This is a genomic window from Microbulbifer sediminum, from assembly GCF_021729035.1.
In the GTDB taxonomy this organism is placed as follows: Bacteria; Pseudomonadota; Gammaproteobacteria; order Pseudomonadales; family Cellvibrionaceae; genus Microbulbifer; species Microbulbifer sediminum.
This window is the reverse complement of sequence record NZ_JAJSAP010000001.1, coordinates 624254-643816: the sequence shown is the minus strand read 5'-3', so window position 1 is coordinate 643816 and position 19563 is coordinate 624254. Positions and strand designations below refer to the sequence as shown.

Genomic DNA, 19563 nt, shown 5'->3' with positions numbered 1-19563 from the left:
GGGTTCTACACTTCGCGCCACGCTGGAATTGATGGAGGGAGCATGCCTGACAAGACAAACAGAAGTGAATCAACGCCGGTGGAGAGTCGCACCTTCCGCCTGGAGGGTGTCACCTGCGCGGGTTGTGTCCGCTCCATCGAGTCGGCCCTTGATGCTGTGCCCGGCGTGGCCGAGGCGCGGGTGAACCTGGCAGATCGCACCCTGGCGGTTTCCGGGTCCGCCACCGACGACGAGTGTATCGCCGCCGTTGAGGCGGCGGGCTACGGCGCCGAGCGGGTGCGCAGCAGCGAGCGTGAGCGCCGCGAGCAACAGCACGCCGAGGAGCAGCGCCACTACCGGTCGCTGCTGCTGCGTTGCTTCCTGGCCCTGGGGCTGGGGGTGCCGCTGATGGCGTGGGGCCTGCTGGGGGGCGAGATGATGGTGAACTCTCCCGCGCAGCAGCTGGCGTGGGGCACTGTCGGCCTGTTGACCCTGGGGGTGCTGGTTTACTGCGGCGGCCACTTCTTTAGCGGTGCCTGGCGGGCATTTCGGCACCATAATGCCAATATGGACACGCTGGTGGCGCTCGGCACCGGTGCCGCCTGGCTCTTCTCCATGGCGGTGGTGATTGTGCCCCAGGCGCTGCCGGAGATGTCGCGCCATGTTTACTTCGAAGCGAGCGCCATGATCATCGGCCTGATCAACCTGGGCCAGGCGCTGGAACTGCGCGCGCGCGGGCGCACCAGCGCCGCGGTGGAAAAATTGCTGGAACTGCAGGATCCCACCGCCCGGGTGGTGCGCGACGGGGAGGAGCGGGACCTGCCACTCGAACAGGTCCAGGTAGAGGACCTGATCCGCGTACGGCCCGGGGAGAAGATCCCGGTCGACGGTACGGTGGAAGAGGGCCGCAGCCTGGTGGACGAGTCCATGCTCACCGGCGAGCCGGTGCCGGTAAACAAGGGCGAGGGGGACTCTCTCTCTGCGGGTACCCTGAACAAGAACGGCACCCTGCTGTTCCGCGCCGAGAAGGTGGGCGCGGACACGCGCCTGGCGCAGATCATCGAAATGGTGAAGAACGCACAGAGCTCGCGGGTACCCATTGCGCGGCTGGCGGACCGGATCTCGGCCATTTTCGTACCCACGGTGATGATCATCGCGGTGCTGGCCGCGCTGGCCTGGTACAACTTCGGCCCCGAGCCCCGCGCGGCCCATGTGCTGGTGGTGCTCACCGCCGTGCTGATCATCGCCTGTCCCTGTGCGCTGGGCCTGGCCACGCCCATGTCGGTGATGGTGGGGGTAGGCAAGGGCGCCGAGCACGGTGTGCTGATCCGCAACGGCAAGGCGTTGCAGCAGGCCAGCAAGCTAGACACCCTGGTGGTGGACAAGACCGGCACCCTGACCGAGGGGGAGCCGCGGCTTACCGAGATCGAGGCGGATGACAGTTTCGATGGCACCGGGGACGAGCTGCTGCAACTGCTGGCGAGCCTGGAGCAGGGCTCCGAGCACCCGCTGGCGGCGGCGGTGGTGGCCGCGGCCCGCGACCGGAATATTGAATTCCTGCGCACAGAGGACTTTGAGGCGATTACCGCCCATGGTGTTTCCGGCCGCGTCGACGGGCGCGCGCTGCTGCTGGGCAACCGCAAGCTGATGCAGCGCGAGAATATCGATACCGGCAGCTGGGACAAGCGTGTGAAGCAGCTTGGCGAGGAGGGTCGCACGGCAATGTATGCGGCTGTCGACGGGCGCATGGCCGGGATTATCGCGGTCTCCGACCCGCTGCGCGAGGATGCGAAGGCAGCGGTGGCGCGCCTGCAGCAGCTGGGAGTGCGCATCGAGATGCTGACCGGCGATAACGAGGGTACCGCCCATGCGGTCGCGCGCCAGCTGGGTATCGATCGCGTACACGCGGAACTGCAGCCCGAGGACAAGGAGAAAATCATCGGTGAGCTGCAGCAGAGCGGTGAGCAGGTGGGTATGGCTGGCGACGGTATCAACGATGCGCCCGCGCTGGCGCGCGCGGATGTCGGTTTTGCCATCGGTGCCGGCACTGATGTTGCGATCGAGACCGCGGATGTCACCCTTATGCGCTCGTCCCTGCACGGGGTGGCCGATGCCATCGCGCTGTCACGGGCGACGTTGCGCAACATCAAGCAGAACCTGTTTGGCGCCTTCATCTATAACACCCTGGGGATACCCATTGCCGCGGGCGTGCTGTATCCGTTTACCGGGGCGCTGCTGAGCCCGGTGATCGCGGGCGCGGCCATGGCGATGTCCTCGGTGACGGTGGTCACCAATGCCAACCGGCTGCGCTTCTTCCAGCCCGAAGGCAGCAACCCTGCAGTGACAGCGAAGAATTCGGCAAAAAGTGGAGAGGCACAGTGACGACCCTGTTAATCAATATTTCCGGCCTGTTGCTGATTGCGGCGATTGTGTGGTGGTTCTGGCTGGCCCAGTCAGGCCAGGACAAAGCGTCGGTAAACGTGGGAGATGAACAGACGGAGATCCTGGTCAGGGACGGCGTCTACGAGCCGGACCACATCCGCCTGCCCGCGGGCAAGCCGGCCACGCTCTACTTCCGCCGCGAGGACCCGAGCCCCTGCGCGGAATACGTGCTCTTCCCCGACCTGGAAGTCAGCGCCCAGCTGGCCGTGGGTGAACGCACGCAGGTGCAGCTGCCGGCGGCGGAACCGGGTAAATATCCGTTTACCTGCCAGATGCAGATGTACCGGGGTTCACTGACGGTGGAATGACGGGGGTTGAAAAAGGGATGAGTCACCTTCAGGTCTGTAGGTAACCGCGGAACCTGCGCCGCCGGACGGCGCACCGCAAAGAATTTCCGGCCCAGGCGGAGGACCCATGCGTACCGAGACACTGCAGGACATCATTGCCCGCACCCGCGATTTTCACCAGCAGTTGCACCAGCGCCTCAAGGAGGGCGGCAATGCGTCTGGCAGCACGCGCACGGCGCTTTTGTTCGACTACCTGGCGCAGTTCGAGCAGACGCTGGCCGAACTGGTTACCGCAATCGAACGGGGCGCCGGCGGCGGTGCCCTGAACACCTGGTGCTACGAGTACCTGCACAAGCACCCCATCGACCATATAGACGTGAATGAGATCCCGACTCTGGAGGAGAACCCCAACCGGGTCATGGAAGTGGTGATGGGTTATCACAACGATGTGATCGGGCTGTACCGTTTCCTGCACCGCCGGATGGAAACGGAGTCCTCGCGCGAACTGATGGCCAATCTGAAAACGCTCGAGGAGCAGCAGGCCATGCAGATGATGCAGGCCGCCAACCGGCTCGAGGATGCCTGAGCCGGTGCGGGAGGTCTCACCGCGCCACTGTGACACAACTTTTTTCTACGACTAATTGGCCCGGAGTCCCAATGCAAGTTGAAACACTGAGAGATGTACTGGAGTGGACCACCAGGTTTCACCGGAGCCTGGGAGATAGTCTCAGGCAAAGTGCTGAAAGTAATCCGAACGCCCGTGCCGACCTGTTGCTGGATTATCTCGCGAAGCATGAGCACCGGCTTGGTGAGCTAGTGGCGATGTTTGAGGATCGTGCGGAAACCCGCGCTCTCGAAACCTGGTGCTACGATTACCGGGAGCAGAACCCGATCCTTCATCGCACTGACTGCGATGCGCCTTTCGCCGAGCTGGATGCCGGGGAAATCATGGATATGGTAGCCGACCAGCACCAGCAGGTGATCGAACTCTACCGCTACCTCCACGCCCGCGCTGACACCGATACCACGCGTGAACTGATGGCGGAGGTGAAAGAACTGGAAGAGCGGGAGACCATGCAGATGACCCAGGGCGCCAATCGCCTGGAAGATATGTAGCGGGTCAACAGTTCACCCCTGTCACCCTTGGGAAAGGAGAGGACAATGAAACTGGATGCGGCAAAATTTGGGCTTGCCACTGCGATCAGCTTTGGCATTGCGTGGCTGCTGTGTGCGTTGCTGGTGCTGCTGATGCCCACCATGATGATGGAGATGTCCGGACACATGGTTCATATGGACATTTCGGCCATGGGGTGGCAGCTGACGCTCGGCGGCGTGTTGCTGGGCCTGGTGGCCTGGTCTATATCCGCCGGGCTGATTGCCTGGCTGCTGGCCGGTATTTATAACCGGCTGATCTAGACGTTACTGCTTGCGGCTCCCGGACTGAGTCCCGGGGCTGCTGGCCGTGTGGAGGGCTTTGGGTCAAAGTGGCGGGACCTATTTGCTCGACCAGTGCACCTGTACAATTTTCCACTCCTGGCCGACACGCTTGAGTACCAGGGTCTCCATGGATTCCAGGTCCAGCGCCTTTCCCTCATAGCTGCCCTGCAGCCGGCTGCGCCCGTAGGAGTAGGCCAGTTCCCGGCTCTCTGTTACCTGCAGCTCCAGTTGAGTCGCTTGCACCTGCTGCAGGAATCTCATATCGGCTTCCAGGTGATGGCTCGCATATTCCGCCCGGGAACGCTCTACCTTGCCGCCCTCAAAAATCACTACATTATCAGCCAGTGCATGGAGCACCCCTTCGCGGTTGCCACTACGCAGTGCACGGTGAAAGGACTCCACCGTCTTGCCGGCCGGGGAATCCAGGCCGGAGAACAGCGAGGAACTCTCCTGCTGCTCCTCTTTTTCTCCGTGTGCTGCGACCCCGAGCGAAAGCAGGGCCAGCAGTATGCAAAGCAGCCACCGGGTATTGGGCCCCTGTAATTGACAGCGTCTCATAATTCCGTCCTTTTATACCTGTGTTTGTTCCCGGCACCGCCAGGCATTGCGGAGCCGCAGCGCCCGTCAGTGTCCGGGACCGGTAAGAGTGGAAAGCAGGGCGGTGACAAGAAGTATCGCCACTCCTACGAGCATTTCCGCGCGGATACTTCCGGATAGCCCCGCAGCGGTGGCGGGCAGGCGTGGGACCAGTCTCCACTTGTTCTGCGCCGCGAGCAGCAGCACTGTGGCCACTAGGGCCAGCTTCAGCAGCATCGACAATCCGTAGCCACTCTGCACCAGGGGCCCGAAACCACCGATCAGGGAGTACAGTACCCAGGTCCCGCAGGCAGCCAGCAATGCCACCAGCCAGCTCGCCAGTTGCCCGAACTGTGCCATGGCGTCGCCATACAATGCAGGATCCCCATGGCGGCTCAGATGCCACAGGGGATAGAGGGCTCCCATCCACCAGGCGGCGAGGCCGACGTGCAATGACAGGGCGGCCCGTACCCACAGGGAGGCGTCCACCGTATGGCCTCGCCAGGAAAAGGGCAGCAGCAGTAGTAACGTGCCCAGCAGCCACAAGGCCGTGGCCCACCGGCGATAGTGTCGCAACAGGCAGAGTGCCGCCAGTAGGGCTGCGACAAAACCCAGACTCTGCAGCAGCGCTACCGCCCCCGCCGGTGATTGCCAGAGTATCGATAAGTAGAGAGGATCGACCATGCCTGGCAATCCCGCCTCGGCGAAGGTTCCCACCTGCACGAGGAAACCTGTAGCTGCGAACAGCGGGCCGGCGACAGTGGCGGGTAGCAGGTAGGCCTGCACCTGCGCCCGGATGTCGCGGCGCGGCGTCCACAGCAACATTGTGGCAGTACCCCCGATCACCACCGAAAGTGCGCCGTAGAGTAACCACTTGTTCAGCGCAAAAGCCGTCGCCCACACCACCTAGTTTTCCGTTGTGATTTCGAAGGAGAATTGCCCGGACATCTTGTGGCCATCGCCCCCCATGGCCATCCATGACACGGTGTATTCGCCATCGGCGAGTGCCGGTAGCGGGAGGCTGATATTTTTTTCTGCAACGGCGGTGGGCATAAATTCGAGCTTCACTTCGCCCTGCTTGGCTTCTTCAAGAGATACGCGCATCAGGCGGACTTCTCCGGAAAAGTTCAGCTGCAGGGAAGCCGGTGGCTGGCTGAGCTGATCGCCATCTGCCGGGCTGGAGCCTTGCAGGCCGGTATGGGCGGCAAGAGTGGTACTGAAGATAAAACCAGCCATGGCCAGGAACCGCACCAGTGATAACTTGAGCATGATTACACCCCTTTACGTGTAGTATGAATTTTAGCGGCTGTGCCGCGGGGACCGGAGGGTAATCCTTCCTCCGGAACCCGCCTAACTCACCTAGAACCAGGCGTGCAGCCCGATCACCCAGGTGGTCTCCCCGGTGGATTCACCCTCGGCGCGCAGGAAATCGGCGGTGTCGCCGAATTTCTTCTCGTAATTCACACCGATATAGGGCGCGAACTGTGGGGTGAACTCGTAACGGAGGCGCAGGCCCGCTTCCACATCTGACAGGCCTGCCCCGGTATTGGTGTCCGGGTCGTCCTGGCCGTAAAAATTCATTTCCACTTCAGGGCTCAGGATCCACTGCTGAGTGAACAGAAACTCATATTCTGCCTCCAGGCGCAGGGCAGTATCGCCATCCTCGCTGACAAACAGTGCCGAGTCCACTTCAAAGAAGTAGGGTGCCAGGCCGTTAAATCCGATCGTACCCCAGTTCTTGCTGTCGCCATCCTCCAGCTGGAAGTCGTGGCGCACGCCCATCTGCAGGTCCCAGTATGGTGCGATCGCGCGGCTATAGAGGGCCTGGAGCTCCGCGCTCTCGGTGTTGTCCTCCTCGCGCTCCACTTCGGTCTTGAGCCAGAGCTTGTCCCTGTCGCTGCCAAACCAGACACTGCCCTCGAGGGCGCTGCCTTCATGCTCGCGTAATTCCAGCTGGTCGATGGTGACTTTTGTGAGCAGCACCTCATGATCCATGACATGGTCGGGCTGGTCAGGTGCATGCTCCAGGTTTGTTGCGGCCGGCGCCTGCATCCTGTCGTGATGGCCGTGGTGTTCCCCGGATTCGGGCATTGAGTGGCCATCGTGGTGCCCGTGGCCGCTTTCCTCCCGCGCCTCCTCGTTTGCCGCAGTTGTTGTTCCGCTGTTGTGTGACCCGTGCGCATCGTGACCATGGTGGTCCATGGCATCCTGCGCCAGGACCCCGGGGGTAACGAACGCGCTGCAAAAAAATACGAGTGATTTCAATTTCATGATCATAACCCCTTATACAACCCGCACTTCGCGGAACATCCCCGGCATGTGGTACAGCAGGTGACAGTGGTAGGCCCAGCGACCATAGGCATCGGCGGTGACCAGGTAGCTGATTTTCGAACCGGGTTGTACCAGGATGGTGTGCTTACGCGGGATATATTCCGCATCGCCGGTTTCCAGCTCGCTCCACATACCGTGCAGGTGGATCGGGTGCGTCATCATGGTGTCGTTGACCAGGGTGATACGAATCCGCTCGCCATACTTCAGTACCAGCGGTTCGGCATCACTGAACTTGACGCCGTTCATCGACCACATGTAACGGTGCATATTACCGGTCAGGTGCAGCTGTAATTCCCGGGTGGGCTCACGCCGGTCGAGGGTCGGGGTCAGGTTGCGGATATCGCCATAGTTGAGCACCCGCCGGCCGTAGCGCTCAGCGTGGTCCCGTAGCCCGATACCCGGGTCGTGCAGTCCGCTTGTCGGCATTTCCGAACGCATGTCCACGCCGTAGCCATGCTCACTGGGCAAGTGGACGATCGGGCTGTTGCTGCCGTGGCCGGCGCGCCCCAGGTCGTGCGTATGCCAGACGCCCTGCATGCCGCCGAGCTCCGGGCGGCCGCCGTGCGGGCTGTAACCGACCGCATTCACCTGGTGTTGGCTGTGGTCCATGCCCTGCATGCCGGCGTGCTGGCTGTGATCCATTGCACCACCGTGCTGGCTGTGATCCATGCCCTGCATGCCCGCATGCTGACTGTGGTCCATGCCATTCATGTCGCCGTGACCGCTGTGGTCCATTTTGCCCGCGCCGGCGTTCATGTTGTGGCCGCCGTGGCTGCCGTGCCCCATGCCCATATCACTGTGTCCCAGCACCGGAGCGTAATCCATGGCTGGCACTTCGGCTCGCAGCGACGGGTCCGGGGTCAATGTGCCGCAGGCATAACCGCTGCGGTCAATGGTCTGGGCAAAAAGCGTATAGGCACGGTCGTCGGCGGGTTCCACCACCACGTCGTAAGTCTCTGCAACACCGATACGGAATTCATCCACCGTTACGGGTTCGATATTCTGGCCATCGGTGGCGACCACGGTCATTTTCAGGCCGGGGATGCGGATATCGAAGATGGACATCGCCGCGCCGTTGATAAAGCGCAGGCGGACTTTTTCCCCCCGCTGGAACAGCGCGGTCCAGTTGGCATCCGGTGTCTGGCCATTCATCAGGTAGGTGTAGGTGTAACCGGTAACGTCGGAAATGTCGCGGTCGGACATGCGCATCTCGTTCCACATTTCCCGCTCGCGCCAGGTCTGGGCCACCCCTTTTTCGCGGATGTCGCGCCACAGGTCACCCGCTGTGCGCCGACGGCGGTTGTAATAGTGGCCTTCCTTTTTCAGCTTCGCGTAGATGTCATGTGGCGATTCATCGCTCCAGTCGGTCAGCATCACCACGTAGTCGCGGTCATAACCAACCGGGTCGGGTTCGGCGGGATCGATGACAATGGCGCCGTAATGTCCCTGCTGTTCCTGGAAGTCAGAGTGGCTGTGGTACCAGTAAGTGCCGCTCTGGTTTACCGGGAACCGGTAGGTAAAAGTCTCGCCGGGCTTGATGCCGTTGAAGCTGAGGCCGGGTACACCGTCCATGTCGCTGGGCAGGATCAGGCCGTGCCAGTGGATGGAGGTGTCGTGGGCAAGGTTATTGGTGACGTTCAGGGTGACTGTCTGGCCTTCCTTCCAGCGCAGTATCGGGGCCGGCACGCTACCGTTTACCGCCACTGCCATGCGGTCACGGCCGGTAAAGTTTACCGGCAGGTAGTTTACATTCAGGTCAAACTGGTTTCCCCGCAGGGTCTGGGGAGCCGGGTTGGTTCGGGACGCACTCGCTGCCAGTGTGCCGGGCATGCCCATCAGGGCGGCGCCGGCGGCCATGCCGGTGACAAACCGGCGTCGGGAGAGCCGGGGCAGTTCGATTTGCGGGCGGGCTGTTTTACTCATCTTTTACCTCAGTGCTGTTGTGCTGCGCTGTCGATCCGGGCGTAGACACTCTCGCTGCCATCCTCATGCAGCAGCATGACGGTGTAGGGCGTGAAACGATCATCCACTTCCATTCCCGGGCTTCCCAGGGGCATCGCCGGTACGGCCAGGCCGCGGGCACCGGCGGGTGGAGCTTGCAGGAATTGGCGGATATATTTCGCCGGGATATGCCCTTCGAATACGAAGCCCTCCGCTGACACGCTGGTATGACAGGACTGGTGCCTGGGGGCGATTTTGTGGCTGGCCTTGACTCCATTCAGGTCATCGACGTCCTTTACGGAGACCCGGAAGCCATTGTCCCGTGCATGCTCCACCCACTGGCCACAGCAGCCACAGGTGGGGCTCTTGAAGGTGGTCAGGGTGATGGCAGCCACGTCGGAATCACTGCCGGCCTGGCCCGCCGCGTCAGCGCTCTCTCCGGTACAGGCGGCCAGCGCGAGGGCAGCCAGGGTGCTGAGCATTACGATTTTCAGTTTGCGATACATAAAAGTGTTCTCATCAAGGCAATTTGAGCTGTGGCAGCGGCGCTGGCTCCGGGCGTAGGGAAGCCGCCGCAGCGCCTGTCGCTGCCAGGTATTCAATCGGGGGATTGCGCCACTGTGGGCGCAGGGACCCGGAGGTCAGCCAGTGATAGGTGGCCGGAACTCACTCTCTGGGTGGGGGGTGGAGGCTATTTCGCGATAGGTACACTCGGGGACGTGACGCGGTGAAAGTGGAGTATGGCTGTCGGCAACCGGGACCGCCGAGGCGCAATGGCCGGGGCAGCAGGAGCACTCCGGGGCGCAGTCGTCACTGGCAACAGCGGTATCGTCGCAATGGCTGGAATCTGCTTTGCCCGTCATCGCCGCATTGTCGCAGTGCTCCATGCCGGGGACTCGCGCGCTACTGCCCATATCATCGTGGGCGGGCGGAGCCTGTTCGGTGGAGGCTGGATGACCGGTGGAAAGCGGACTCTGCATATCCACGCACGGCTGGGCGGTCACCTGTCCGAAGACGGTGAGCAACATCAGCAGTAACAGTGCTCGTGCAGTGAATTGATGCATCAGAGTCCTTTTCCCAGGGCGTCCCGTCGGCATAGGCTGTCGGGTGTGCCGACGCAGATTAGAGGCTGCCGGGGCGCTTTGCAAGACGCCCCGGTATGCCGGTTCACCAAGAGCCCCACTTCAGCACCCAAAATCGTCGAAGGAGATCTGTTCCTCGCTTACGCCCAGTCCGGTGAGCATGGTGATACTGGCCTTCAGCATGGCCGGCGGGCCGCACAGGTAGAACTCGCAGCTGCCCAGGTCCGGGTGCTGCCGCAGGTACTGTTCCGCGGCGATATCGCTGATGTAACCGGTAGGGCCGGACCAGCGGTCATCCGGGTGCGGTTCCGACAGCCCCAGGTGCCAGTGGAAATTGGGGTGCTCGGCCGCGAGGGCATCAAACAGGTCCTCGTAAAAGACCTCACGAAGACTCCGTGCGCCGTACCAGAAGTGGATCCTTCGCCCGCTACCGCGGTTGTGCAGCTGGTCCACGATGATCGAGCGCAGAGGTGCCATGCCGGCGCCACCACCGATCAGGATCATCTCCCGGTCATTGTCGCTGGCGTGGAAGCTGCCAAAGGGGCCGCTCAGGTGCACGCGGTCACCCCTGGTGAGGTTGAACATATAGCTGGAACCGGCGCCGGCAGGCGCTGCGGCCTGGCCCGGGGGCGGCGGCTGGATGCGGACATTCAGGGAGATGATGCCCTCTCCGTCGGTGCCGGTCAGGGCCTCGCCCGGGGCGCTGGCCATCGAGTAGGAGCGCCGCACAGGCTCGCCGTGCGCGCCGGCAGGGGTGTCGCGCCACTGTTGCCAATCGTCGCGGTAAGCGGGCTCCACAATCATTTCTCCCAGCCGCAGCTGGTGTGGAGGGATCTCCACTTGCACAAAACTGCCGGCACGGAAGGAAAAGGGCCCGCCGCTGTCAGGGCGAAGCCGGATTTCCTTGATAAAGGGCGTCAGGAAACGGGTTTCAACCACCTCGGCCTCGAACTGGCAGGCCTGCAACACGCTGTCATCCAGCACCAGGCGGGTTGCGCCGCTGGCGCGCTGCTGGCAGGCGAGGCGATAGCCGGCAGCTAACTCGGCTGGCGACAAAAGAGCCTTCTCGCTGCCGGTCACCGGTGTGTCCGCCGGCATCTGCACCTGGCAGAGGCCGCAGCTGCCGCCGCCGCCGCAGTTGGACGGTAGTTGTACACCGTTTGCGGCGAGTCCGTCGAACAGGCTCACGCCGCTGGGCAGCGCCAGCTCCTGGATCGGCGCTGCGGCCCGATCGAGCAGGGTCACCACCACTTTGCTGCGGCGCAGCTTTGCCACCAGGTTGAAATCGTGGCGGCTGAAGCTGGAAAACAGTAGCAGGCAGCCGGAGATGGACATCAGCAGGGCGCCGATGCCAAAGGCGATGACGAACGGGTTGTTGAAGTCCTGCCGCTCGGTGTAGTCCATGATGTGCAGCATCCAGAAGATGTCGAACAGCCGCCAGCTATCGTTGCGGCGCTCGAGTACCTGCCCATCCCGGGCGGAAACGTACAGGGTCGTGCCGAACTCATCGGCCACGTCCACCCGCCAGATGGCACCGCTGTGGCCGCGTGTTTCCATGGTGCCGGACTCGAGGAGGACCGGTTCGCCAACCAGGCTGTCGTCGCCGGCATAGTCCCGTGCGGCGATGTCGGCGGCCATGGCTGCGTCGATGACCAGCGTTTCGCCACTGCGGGCATCATGCAGCTGGATTCCGTCTGCAGTCTCCACCCGGTAGACCGGGCGATTGAGGCCCGGTTGCAGGCGGATGGAGAAGATCTCCGTACCCGGATGGCGCCGGGCGATTTCCGCGTGGGAGAGCAGCGACTGTTGCGGCGCGATCGACTGCGCCGGCTGGCGTTCGGCCAGGTGGCGCCCACTGACCACGCTTGAGTCCAGCAGGGCAAAGGCGAGACCGCTGGCGAGCCACAGTGCCAACTGCAAGCCAATAACCAGGCTCAGCCATTTGTGGGCTGTCTTGATGAAGTTCATTGTGCACCTCCCGCCTGGGTCGGGTCGGGTGTCTCACTGCGGCGGCGCCCGAAACTGTAGAACAACAGCACCAGGCCGGCGATCACGCCGCCGAGGCTGGCCAGTGTTACGGTCAGGAGCAGCGGGTTGTGGATATCCGCGCGCTCTTCGTAATCCATGATGTGGAGCATCCAGAAGAAGTCGAATGCGCGCCAGTAGTCGTGGCGTCGGGTCACCAGCGAGCCGGTGTCCGGGTGGATATAAAAGCTGGTGCCGTAGCGATCGTCGAAGTCGATGCGCCAGAGCGGCAGAGGGCGGGACTGCAGCTCGGTGGGCGGGTTGCTCTCGATCAGCTCCGCGGTGGCGGCGGGCATTTCGCCGGCATAGTAGTACTCTGCCAGCTCTTTGGCGCGCGCCCGGTCTATCGGGGATACCTCGGTACCGCTGCGGGCATCAATCAGGTGTGCGCCATTATCGTCGCGCAGGATGTAGAACAGTTTTCCCTTGATCGCTTTTAATTGCACAAAGCGTGGATTGCTGTACTCCTGCAGCAGGGCTTCGGTGGGGGTGACTTGCGCCTGGTCATCGGGCAGGGGCTCACGCAGGTTTTTTACCAGGTGGTCTCCGTGGATGAAGTCCAGGTCCACCACCACCATGTAAACCCCGCTCAGGGTCCAAAGCAGGGCCTGGATTCCGATAAACAGGAAAATCCACTTATGCACCTTTCTGGAAACGGATGCCGTTTGCATTCTTTATTCTCTTTATAACAACTGTTGAGAAATTAGACACTGGGCGGGAGTTTAACTCCCGCCACCGTGAATGTCTCAGTCGAACCGGTAGGTCATCCGCAGATAGCTGCGCATGCCCGCCAGGTCGTAGGTCATGGTGTCGGTGTTGCCATCCGTCCAGCTGGCCACCCGTGGTGCTTCCTGGTCGAACAGGTTGTCGATACCCACACTCATCCGCAATGCCTCGCTCATCGCGTACGAGAACTGGACATTGTGGTAGAAGATGTTGGGCATGCTGGAACCGATACCGCTGTCCGCATTGAAATCGTCACCCTCGCCGATCATGCGGATTGAGTAGGTGCCACTCCACTGGTTACCACGCGTGGTCAGCGAGGTATTGGTGCGCCAGTGCGGGTAGCCGCCGTTGCCGCTGCCGATGTAGCCGGCGAGCACAAACGGTTCGTCCCCGTCGAATGCCACGGTCTCGTATTCCTTCAGGTACGAGGCCTTGAAGTCCAGGGTGTGCGACAGGCCGGCGAAGTCGAAATCATAAAGCGCGCCGAAGTCGATGCCCTGCATGGACTCCATGCCGGTATTGAACTTCTGGGTGGACAGGTAGTTCACGTCGCCGTTGACCGGGTTGCGGGTGTGCTGGTCCGGTGCGCAGAAGGCGTGGCTGAGGTTGGCCGACTCGTAACACATGGCCAGCTTGGTGGAGCCGGAGACTTCACGAATGGCGTCCTCAATCTCGATATCGAAGTAGTCGACGGTGAGCGACAGGCCATCCAGCGGCTGCAGCACCAGGCCCAGGGTGAAGGTCTCGGCACTCTCCGGGGTCAGGTTCTGGTTACCGCCGCGGTCGGTCAGGATGGTAGTGCCCAGCTGGGTATAGTTGAGGGGCACGCCAGCGGCCTGGCAGTTCTGGTAGACAGTGCTGGATGGGTCCAGCGAGGCATAATCGGAGCAGGGATCCACGGTGGTCAGGTTGCCCTCGGACACACCACCAAACAGCTCCGGCACGTTGGGCACGCGGAATGCCGTGGTCATGGTGCCCCGCACCTTGAGCATGTCGTTTACCTGCCAGTTGAGGCCCGCCTTGTAGGTGTCCTCGCCGTCGAACAGGTCGTAATCGGAGTAACGCATCGCCAGGTCCATGTCCAGCGACTGCACCAGCGGCAGCCCGGCAAGTACCGGTACCAGCATTTCCGCGTACACTTCGCGGGCCTCGGTAGAGCCGGAGATCGGGTCCGCCTGGTTACCCAGGGCGTAGCCCGCCTGCACCAGTGAGTCGGGTTTGCGCCAGCCGCTGTCCTCGCGCCATTCGACCCCGGCAGCAAAGCCGACGGTACCTGCCGGCATTTCGAACAGGTCGCCATTGACGTTGGCACTGATGCTCTTCTGCTCATTGCCGCCGGTGCCTTCCTGGTTGAACACGATGTAGTCGAGCACATCGGCGGTGACGTCACCGTAGCCGAGGTAGTCGGCGCAGGGGACACCGTTCATGCCGCACAGGCTGGGATCGAGGGTTTCGCCCACACGCTGCATGTTGATGTTGTTGGCAATGGCATCGGTGGCGGTATTGCGCCCCCAGTTGAAGGCGACTTCATAGCCCCAGTTGCCGTTGATATCTCCCTCGATACCGGTCACCGCGCGCCAGGTATCCACTTCCTGATAGAAGTCGCGCGCCCCGTTTTCCAGCAGGCGACGACGCTCCAGCACGAAATCGGTGCCGGTGGGGTTGGTTGGGTGATCGGCGGAGTAGGCAATACCTGACAGGCTTGCCGGAGAGGCCGGCTGCATGGACTGGCGGTTGGTGAACATCAGTTCCGTAAACAGGGTGGCCGAGTCGGACAGCGCAAAGTTGCCCAGGCTGGTAAAGCTGAAACGCTCGATGGGCTGCACGGCATTGAAGTAGGGGTTGTAGTTGAAACCGTGCCTGGCACCGTCGTAGCGCTCGTAAAAGTCTCCGTTGCCGTTCGGGTCCTGGTTGAAGTTGATGCGGGTCGGCTCGGTCAGCACGGTGCCGTCTGCCAGCACTGCCCCGGTGGGCAGGGTCGCGCGGCCACCGATGGTTGAGGAGCTGCCGCTGCATTCGGAGTAGCTGTCGCTGGTCAGCGGGCAGGGCACGCGATCGACCAGGGGGGAGGGACCATTATCCTGGTAGCTCATGTTGACCATCAGATTGCCACGGTCACCGGATACTCCCCAGGTCAGGTCGAGCACAGTTTCCTCGCCGTCACCGAGGGCGGTCTGCCCATACTTGCCTTCAATTTCCAGACCGTCGAATTCCTTCTTGGTAATCAGGTTCACCACGCCGGCCACAGCATCGGCGCCGTAGGTGGCAGAGGCGCCGTCTTTCAGGACTTCGATGCTGGAAATCAGTGACATGGGGATCATGGAAAGGTCGACACTGCTATTGGCACCAGTGCCGCCATTGACGACCCGGCGGCCGTTGACCATTACCAGGGTGCGATTGATGCCGAGGCCGCGCAGGTTGATTTGCGGAGTTCCCCAGCCATTTGATGTCCAGTAGGCGTTGGTCTGGTTACCGCCAAAGCCCGCTGCCGCGGGAATGGATTGCAGCAGGTTTTCAAGTGAGCTGTGACCGGTGGCCTCAATGGAGGCTTCGCTCAAAACGGTCACCGGGCCGACGCCCTCGATGTCAGCGCGCTTGATGCGCGTGCCGGTTACGTTGACTTCCTCTATTTCCGGCTTGGCGACAGTGCTGTCGTCCTGCGCCAGGGCCAGCTGGCCATAACCTGCGACTGCAGTGGCAAGTGCGAGGAAGAGCGGTGTTCTTGTCAGTGTGTTATTGGGACGGGTCATTTAGTTGTCCTCTGGTTCTAACTTGTTATACCTGTCGCGAGGCGACTGGTTGCGCGCGTAAGCCAGGCGTGCGGCTACGCGCCCCTAAGACAGGGTGCTGCTTGTGTACGAAGGTTGAGAAAACCGTGGGTGGCCCAGTGCCTGGTCCAGGTTACTGCGGGCGCACCAATCCTGCTCAGGCAGTGATGGGTGGCCGCAGGGCGGCTTCGGGGAGGGGGGATGACTGGAGTTCTGCGTAGAGAGTGTGCGCCACAGGCGTCTGCGCTGCGGGGCCATGGACACTCTGGGCAGTGATTGCACTCGCGCAGTGGCCCGGGCAACAGCTACAGGCCTGCTCGCAGCTGTCAATGCCGCTATCCTGATTTGCGGGAGCCTGAGCTGAACCTGTTTCACAGTGATGGGATTCAGGGGCGCAGCTTTCTTCTGCCTGCCCGACCGGGTGATGTTCACCACCGTGATCGCCACCACCTTTGCCCCCGGGACAGGGTGCCGCGAACGCCTGGCCGTTCAGGGCCAGCGCCAGCGTAATCAGCAATATGCGAGTGAGGGCAAGTGACATCAAATCTTTAAAGCCAGGTAATTATTATGATCAGGCAGCTCGAGAATAAGCGCTAACAGTTGTCTATACAAGTCTGATTGGCGGTTGGCCTTTCACTAAAAATCGGGATGCCGGTCATTCAGTGGGGCGGGGAACAGGCATGGTTAAAAAAATTTTGTGGATTTCCGGCGGCAGTGCGGACAGGCATCCTTTTACCTTATTGTTTCGTGTTATCAGTCTTCGATGTGACGAGTCGATGTTGGCGACAGGTGGAAGGCAAACAGGAGTGGGAATCGGGTAAGTGCCGGGAGGCTGCAATGAAGGGGCAGAAGCGTGGTGACCGAGATCGCAAGGAAGTGAGGAGAGGATACAAGGCGCAGCTGCGGAACCTGCAGATCCGCCTCGTATCCCTGCAGCGCCAGCTGATCGCGAACAACCTGCAGATACTGGTGCTGTTTGAGGGGCGCGACGCGGCCGGCAAGGACGGTACCATCAAGCGCATCGTCCAGCACCTCAGCCCGCGGGAAACCCGCGTGGTGGCGCTGGGCAAACCATCGGACCGGGATACCGCCAGCTGGTATTTCCAGCGCTGGGTCCCGCACCTGCCCTCAGAGGGGGAAATGGTGCTGTTTAACCGCAGCTGGTACAACCGCGCCGGCGTCGAGCGGGTGATGGGCTATTGTACTGATCGGGAGTATCGCCGGTTCATGGTGTCAGTGGTGCCGTTTGAGCAGATGCTGGTGAACTCCGGTATCCAGATCCTCAAGTATTACCTGGACATCGACCGCGGGGAGCAGGAGCGCCGGCTCGAGGACCGGCGTAGGGACCCGTTGAAACAGTGGAAGGTCAGTCCTGTCGATGAGGTGGCGCTGGCACACTGGGACGAGTACAGCCAGGCCCGCAACGAGATGTTTGCCCGCAGCCATACCGAGCAGGTGCCCTGGACCGTGGTCCGCGCCAACAACAAAAAACAGGCGCGGCTGAATGTCATTCGCCACCTGCTGCGGGCGGTCGCCTGCCCGGAGAGCGGGCACCACGCAGAAAAACCCGACCCGGCAATTGTCTTCCCCTATGATGGCCGGGAACTGCTGAGCGGCAGGATTGCCCCCTGAGCCCCGCCGGCAAAGCGTCACTGCCCGGGCAGGCCGCGCACCAGGTGCAGCCTTTCCAGATCCGGGTCCTGTCCCGCCACCGCCAGGTAGAAATCGCGCGTGTCTGCCTGCGGGTTCTCCGCGTAGTAGAACTGCCAGGGGGCGTCGCCCTCCAGCTCCGGATCGATCAGTGCCCGGTGATCCCGTTCAAAGGTGGCCAGGTTGATCCGTCCCAGCCCCTCGGAAATCCCCGTACCCCTGGCCTTGAAGAAGGCCTCTTTGAGTGTCCACAGGCGATAGAACTGGCGCTCGGTATCCGCTGCGGGTGGCGCCTCCAGCAGTGCACACTCGTCCGGGTGGAAGTAGCGGTGGGCAATGCGCAGGACATCCCGGTGGGGGCGCGGCTGTTCGATATCGACGCCCACCGGGCTCCGTTCACTGGTCGCAAGTGCAATCCAGTCACCACTGTGACTCAGGCTGAAATGGAGGCCGGGGTCGTCCACCAGCAGGGGCTTGCCACTGGGCAGCCGCGAAAAGCGCAGTGATTCAGGGGGGCGCCCGGTCAGCTCGCCCAGCACGGTGCGGAGCAGGGCCCGGCTCAGCAGGAAACGGTGACGGCCAGCGTCACCGTGCAGGCGCTCGCGATATAGCCGTTCCTCGGCTGACAGTAGTCCGGACAGTGTCGGCAGGCGCGCGTCGCCGGGCGGGATATCATCGAGCCGCAGCAGCCAGCTGAAGGTGGTCATGGTCGCGGGTTCCTCGGGTAGTCATCGGCCCAGGGGCAGTATGCTAACTGCCGCGGGGAATCCCCACCAGTACGGTTGGCCCCGGGGGCGTCTCGGGTTCGCCCCGGTCGTCACAGACAGGTAAACTTTGCGCCCACACGATTCATTCCTAATTTATGCCAAGTTCCGGGGGACAGGCCGTGGCCAAGAAAAGCAAGACCGCTTTTGTCTGTAACGAGTGCGGTGCGGACTACTCCAAGTGGACCGGTCAGTGCAGTGCCTGCGGCGCCTGGAACAGCCTCAGCGAGGTGCGCCTGGGCACCGAGCACCGGGACAGCCGTGCGGCCAACTTCACCGATGCCCAGTCCGGTTACGCCGGCGCGGCCGGTGCCGGCAAAGTGCAGAAACTGTCGGAGATCGACCTGACCGAATTACCCCGCACACCCACCGGCGCCTCGGAGCTGGACCGGGTACTGGGCGGGGGCCTGGTGCCGGGCTCGGTGGTTCTGATTGGCGGCCATCCGGGGGCCGGCAAGTCCACCATTCTGCTACAGACCCTGTGCCAGCTGTCGCAGCAGATGCCGGCGCTTTACATCACCGGTGAGGAATCCCTGCAGCAGGTGGCCATGCGTGCCAAGCGGCTGGGCCTGCCGGCGGACCAGTTGCAGATGCTGAGCGAGACGGATGTGGAGCGTATCTGCCATGTCGCCAAGGATGTCCAGCCCAGGGTGATGGTGGTGGACTCGATCCAGGTGATGCATATGAGCGATGTGCAGTCGGCCCCGGGCTCGGTGGCCCAGGTGCGTGAGAGTGCCGCCTACCTGACCCGCTACGCCAAGCAGACCGGGACTGCGCTGCTGCTGGTGGGGCATGTCACCAAGGACGGCAGCCTCGCCGGCCCCAAGGTGCTGGAACACATCATTGACTGTTCCATCCTGCTGGAGGGTACCCACGACTCCCGATTCCGCACCCTGCGCGCGCACAAGAACCGCTTTGGTGCGGTCAACGAGCTGGGGGTCTTCGCCATGACCGAGCAGGGCCTGAAAGAGGTTTCCAACCCCTCTGCGATTTTCCTGCAGCGCGCCGAGGAGGTGGCTGCCGGTTCGGTGGTGACCTCGGTGTGGGAGGGCACCCGCCCGCTGCTGGTGGAGCTGCAGGCGCTGGTGGACGACAGCAGCCTGGGCAACCCGCGCCGGGTGGCGGTGGGCCTGGACCAGAACCGGCTGAATATGCTGCTGGCGGTGCTGCACCGGCATGGCGGTGTTCTTGTCGGTGACCAGGATGTGTTTATCAATGTGGTGGGAGGCGTGAAGGTCATGGAGACCAGTGCCGACCTCACCCTGTTGCTGGCGGTGGTATCCAGTTTCCGCAACCGCGTGCTGCCGCGTGACCTGATGGTGTTTGGCGAGGTGGGCCTGGCGGGCGAGATACGCCCGGTACCCCACGGCCAGGAGCGCCTGCGTGAAGCCGCCAAGCACGGTTTCCGCAAGGCGATTGTCCCGGCTGCCAATCGCCTCAAGAGCGATATCGAGGGGATGGAAATCATTGCGGTCAAGACCCTGGCGGAAGCGCTCAGTGCGATAGAGATGGGCTGACTGCGCCGGGGCTGGTCCCTTGCCCCGGCCCTGTCTTC

Annotated in this window: 19 protein-coding genes; 8 read left to right on the top strand and 11 right to left on the bottom strand. The window is 62.4% G+C overall.

Translation table 11 applies throughout. From position 1 onward, the window contains the following. Positions 1-42 precede the first annotated feature (42 nt). From LVD11_RS02640 to LVD11_RS02620, 5 genes are all read left to right on the top strand, one after another. A complete protein-coding gene (locus tag LVD11_RS02640) occupies positions 43-2361 on the top strand; it encodes a heavy metal translocating P-type ATPase (protein ID WP_237055691.1) in 2319 nt (772 codons plus the stop codon). Beyond that, complete coding sequence (locus tag LVD11_RS02635) at positions 2358-2729, top strand: cupredoxin domain-containing protein (protein WP_237055689.1); 372 nt, start codon at positions 2358-2360, stop codon at positions 2727-2729. The genes LVD11_RS02640 and LVD11_RS02635 overlap by 4 nt, the downstream gene beginning before the upstream one ends. Positions 2730-2835: 106 nt before the next feature. Next, the gene (locus LVD11_RS02630) at positions 2836-3294 is read left to right on the top strand and encodes a hypothetical protein (RefSeq protein WP_237055687.1); all 459 of its coding nucleotides are present in this window, start codon (positions 2836-2838) and stop codon (positions 3292-3294) included. 71 nt (positions 3295-3365) lie between these two features. Further along, a complete protein-coding gene (locus tag LVD11_RS02625) occupies positions 3366-3824 on the top strand; it encodes an ATPase (RefSeq protein WP_237055672.1) in 459 nt (152 codons plus the stop codon). A 45-nt stretch (positions 3825-3869) separates the two neighbouring features. Beyond that, entirely contained in the window at positions 3870-4124 is a 255-nt protein-coding gene (locus tag LVD11_RS02620; protein ID WP_237055671.1) for a DUF5676 family membrane protein, read from the top strand. Between the two features lie 78 nt (positions 4125-4202). Here LVD11_RS02620 and LVD11_RS02615 read toward each other — a convergent pair whose 3' ends face one another. From LVD11_RS02615 to LVD11_RS02570, 10 genes are all read right to left on the bottom strand, one after another. Next, positions 4203-4703, bottom strand: coding sequence for a YybH family protein (locus tag LVD11_RS02615; RefSeq protein WP_237055664.1), 501 nt, complete (start codon positions 4701-4703; stop codon positions 4203-4205). A 66-nt stretch (positions 4704-4769) separates the two neighbouring features. Beyond that, positions 4770-5627, bottom strand: coding sequence for a CopD family protein (locus LVD11_RS16985; protein WP_237055662.1), 858 nt, complete (start codon positions 5625-5627; stop codon positions 4770-4772). Continuing rightward, positions 5628-5990, bottom strand: a complete 363-nt coding sequence (locus LVD11_RS02605) for a copper resistance CopC family protein (RefSeq protein ID WP_237055661.1) — start codon at positions 5988-5990, stop codon at positions 5628-5630. A 90-nt stretch (positions 5991-6080) separates the two neighbouring features. After that, positions 6081-6992 (bottom strand): copper resistance protein B, encoded by a 912-nt coding sequence (locus LVD11_RS02600; RefSeq protein WP_237055659.1) that lies wholly within the window; start codon positions 6990-6992, stop codon positions 6081-6083. Positions 6993-7004: 12 nt separating this feature from the next. After that, a complete protein-coding gene (locus tag LVD11_RS02595) occupies positions 7005-8975 on the bottom strand; it encodes a copper resistance system multicopper oxidase (protein WP_237055656.1) in 1971 nt (656 codons plus the stop codon). Positions 8976-8983: 8 nt separating this feature from the next. Further along, the gene (locus LVD11_RS02590) at positions 8984-9499 is read right to left on the bottom strand and encodes a DUF411 domain-containing protein (protein WP_237055646.1); all 516 of its coding nucleotides are present in this window, start codon (positions 9497-9499) and stop codon (positions 8984-8986) included. A gap of 135 nt (positions 9500-9634) precedes the next feature. Then, the gene (locus LVD11_RS02585) at positions 9635-10057 is read right to left on the bottom strand and encodes a hypothetical protein (RefSeq protein WP_237055644.1); all 423 of its coding nucleotides are present in this window, start codon (positions 10055-10057) and stop codon (positions 9635-9637) included. Positions 10058-10177: 120 nt separating this feature from the next. After that, entirely contained in the window at positions 10178-12043 is a 1866-nt protein-coding gene (gene nqrF / locus LVD11_RS02580; protein ID WP_237055642.1) for an NADH:ubiquinone reductase (Na(+)-transporting) subunit F, read from the bottom strand. Then, positions 12040-12771 carry a hypothetical protein gene (locus LVD11_RS02575; RefSeq protein WP_237055640.1) on the bottom strand — a complete coding sequence of 244 codons (732 nt, stop codon included), beginning with the start codon at positions 12769-12771 and terminating at the stop codon, positions 12040-12042. The genes nqrF and LVD11_RS02575 overlap by 4 nt, the downstream gene beginning before the upstream one ends. A 75-nt stretch (positions 12772-12846) precedes the next feature. Then, positions 12847-15576 (bottom strand): TonB-dependent receptor domain-containing protein, encoded by a 2730-nt coding sequence (locus LVD11_RS02570; protein ID WP_237055638.1) that lies wholly within the window; start codon positions 15574-15576, stop codon positions 12847-12849. Positions 15577-15970: 394 nt separating this feature from the next. Between LVD11_RS02570 and LVD11_RS02565 the strand changes: the two genes are divergently transcribed. Next, the gene (locus LVD11_RS02565; protein ID WP_237055637.1) at positions 15971-16132 is read left to right on the top strand and encodes a hypothetical protein; all 162 of its coding nucleotides are present in this window, start codon (positions 15971-15973) and stop codon (positions 16130-16132) included. A gap of 299 nt (positions 16133-16431) precedes the next feature. Further along, positions 16432-17226: a polyphosphate kinase 2 gene (gene ppk2 / locus LVD11_RS02560; protein ID WP_237055635.1), complete on the top strand. Its 795-nt coding sequence runs from the start codon at positions 16432-16434 to the stop codon at positions 17224-17226. A gap of 17 nt (positions 17227-17243) precedes the next feature. Here the strand turns inward: ppk2 and LVD11_RS02555 are convergent, their stop codons facing one another. Next, positions 17244-17951 carry a 4'-phosphopantetheinyl transferase family protein gene (locus LVD11_RS02555; protein ID WP_237055634.1) on the bottom strand — a complete coding sequence of 236 codons (708 nt, stop codon included), beginning with the start codon at positions 17949-17951 and terminating at the stop codon, positions 17244-17246. Between the two features lie 155 nt (positions 17952-18106). Here LVD11_RS02555 and radA point away from each other — a divergent pair, with 155 nt between their 5' ends. After that, positions 18107-19525 (top strand): DNA repair protein RadA, encoded by a 1419-nt coding sequence (gene radA / locus LVD11_RS02550; protein ID WP_255775221.1) that lies wholly within the window; start codon positions 18107-18109, stop codon positions 19523-19525. Positions 19526-19563: the final 38 nt, after the last annotated feature.

Bases quoted from the DNA above. Each gene is read 5' to 3' on its own strand.
- LVD11_RS02595 (WP_237055656.1), bottom strand. From the start codon at position 8,975: ATGAGTAAAACAGCCCGCCCGCAAATCGAACTGCCCCGGCTCTCCCGA.
- LVD11_RS02590 (WP_237055646.1), bottom strand. From the start codon at position 9,499: ATGTATCGCAAACTGAAAATCGTAATGCTCAGCACCCTGGCTGCCCTC.
- LVD11_RS02585 (WP_237055644.1), bottom strand. From the start codon at position 10,057: ATGCATCAATTCACTGCACGAGCACTGTTACTGCTGATGTTGCTCACC.
- LVD11_RS02605 (WP_237055661.1), bottom strand. From the start codon at position 5,990: ATGCTCAAGTTATCACTGGTGCGGTTCCTGGCCATGGCTGGTTTTATC.
- nqrF (WP_237055642.1), bottom strand. From the start codon at position 12,043: ATGAACTTCATCAAGACAGCCCACAAATGGCTGAGCCTGGTTATTGGC.
- LVD11_RS02575 (WP_237055640.1), bottom strand. From the start codon at position 12,771: ATGCAAACGGCATCCGTTTCCAGAAAGGTGCATAAGTGGATTTTCCTG.
- LVD11_RS02630 (WP_237055687.1), top strand. From the start codon at position 2,836: ATGCGTACCGAGACACTGCAGGACATCATTGCCCGCACCCGCGATTTT.
- LVD11_RS02640 (WP_237055691.1), top strand. From the start codon at position 43: ATGCCTGACAAGACAAACAGAAGTGAATCAACGCCGGTGGAGAGTCGC.
- ppk2 (WP_237055635.1), top strand. From the start codon at position 16,432: ATGAAGGGGCAGAAGCGTGGTGACCGAGATCGCAAGGAAGTGAGGAGA.
- LVD11_RS02620 (WP_237055671.1), top strand. From the start codon at position 3,870: ATGAAACTGGATGCGGCAAAATTTGGGCTTGCCACTGCGATCAGCTTT.
- radA (WP_255775221.1), top strand. From the start codon at position 18,107: ATGCCAAGTTCCGGGGGACAGGCCGTGGCCAAGAAAAGCAAGACCGCT.
- LVD11_RS02600 (WP_237055659.1), bottom strand. From the start codon at position 6,992: ATGAAATTGAAATCACTCGTATTTTTTTGCAGCGCGTTCGTTACCCCC.
- LVD11_RS02555 (WP_237055634.1), bottom strand. From the start codon at position 17,951: ATGACCACCTTCAGCTGGCTGCTGCGGCTCGATGATATCCCGCCCGGC.
- LVD11_RS02615 (WP_237055664.1), bottom strand. From the start codon at position 4,703: ATGAGACGCTGTCAATTACAGGGGCCCAATACCCGGTGGCTGCTTTGC.
- LVD11_RS02570 (WP_237055638.1), bottom strand. From the start codon at position 15,576: ATGACCCGTCCCAATAACACACTGACAAGAACACCGCTCTTCCTCGCA.
- LVD11_RS02625 (WP_237055672.1), top strand. From the start codon at position 3,366: ATGCAAGTTGAAACACTGAGAGATGTACTGGAGTGGACCACCAGGTTT.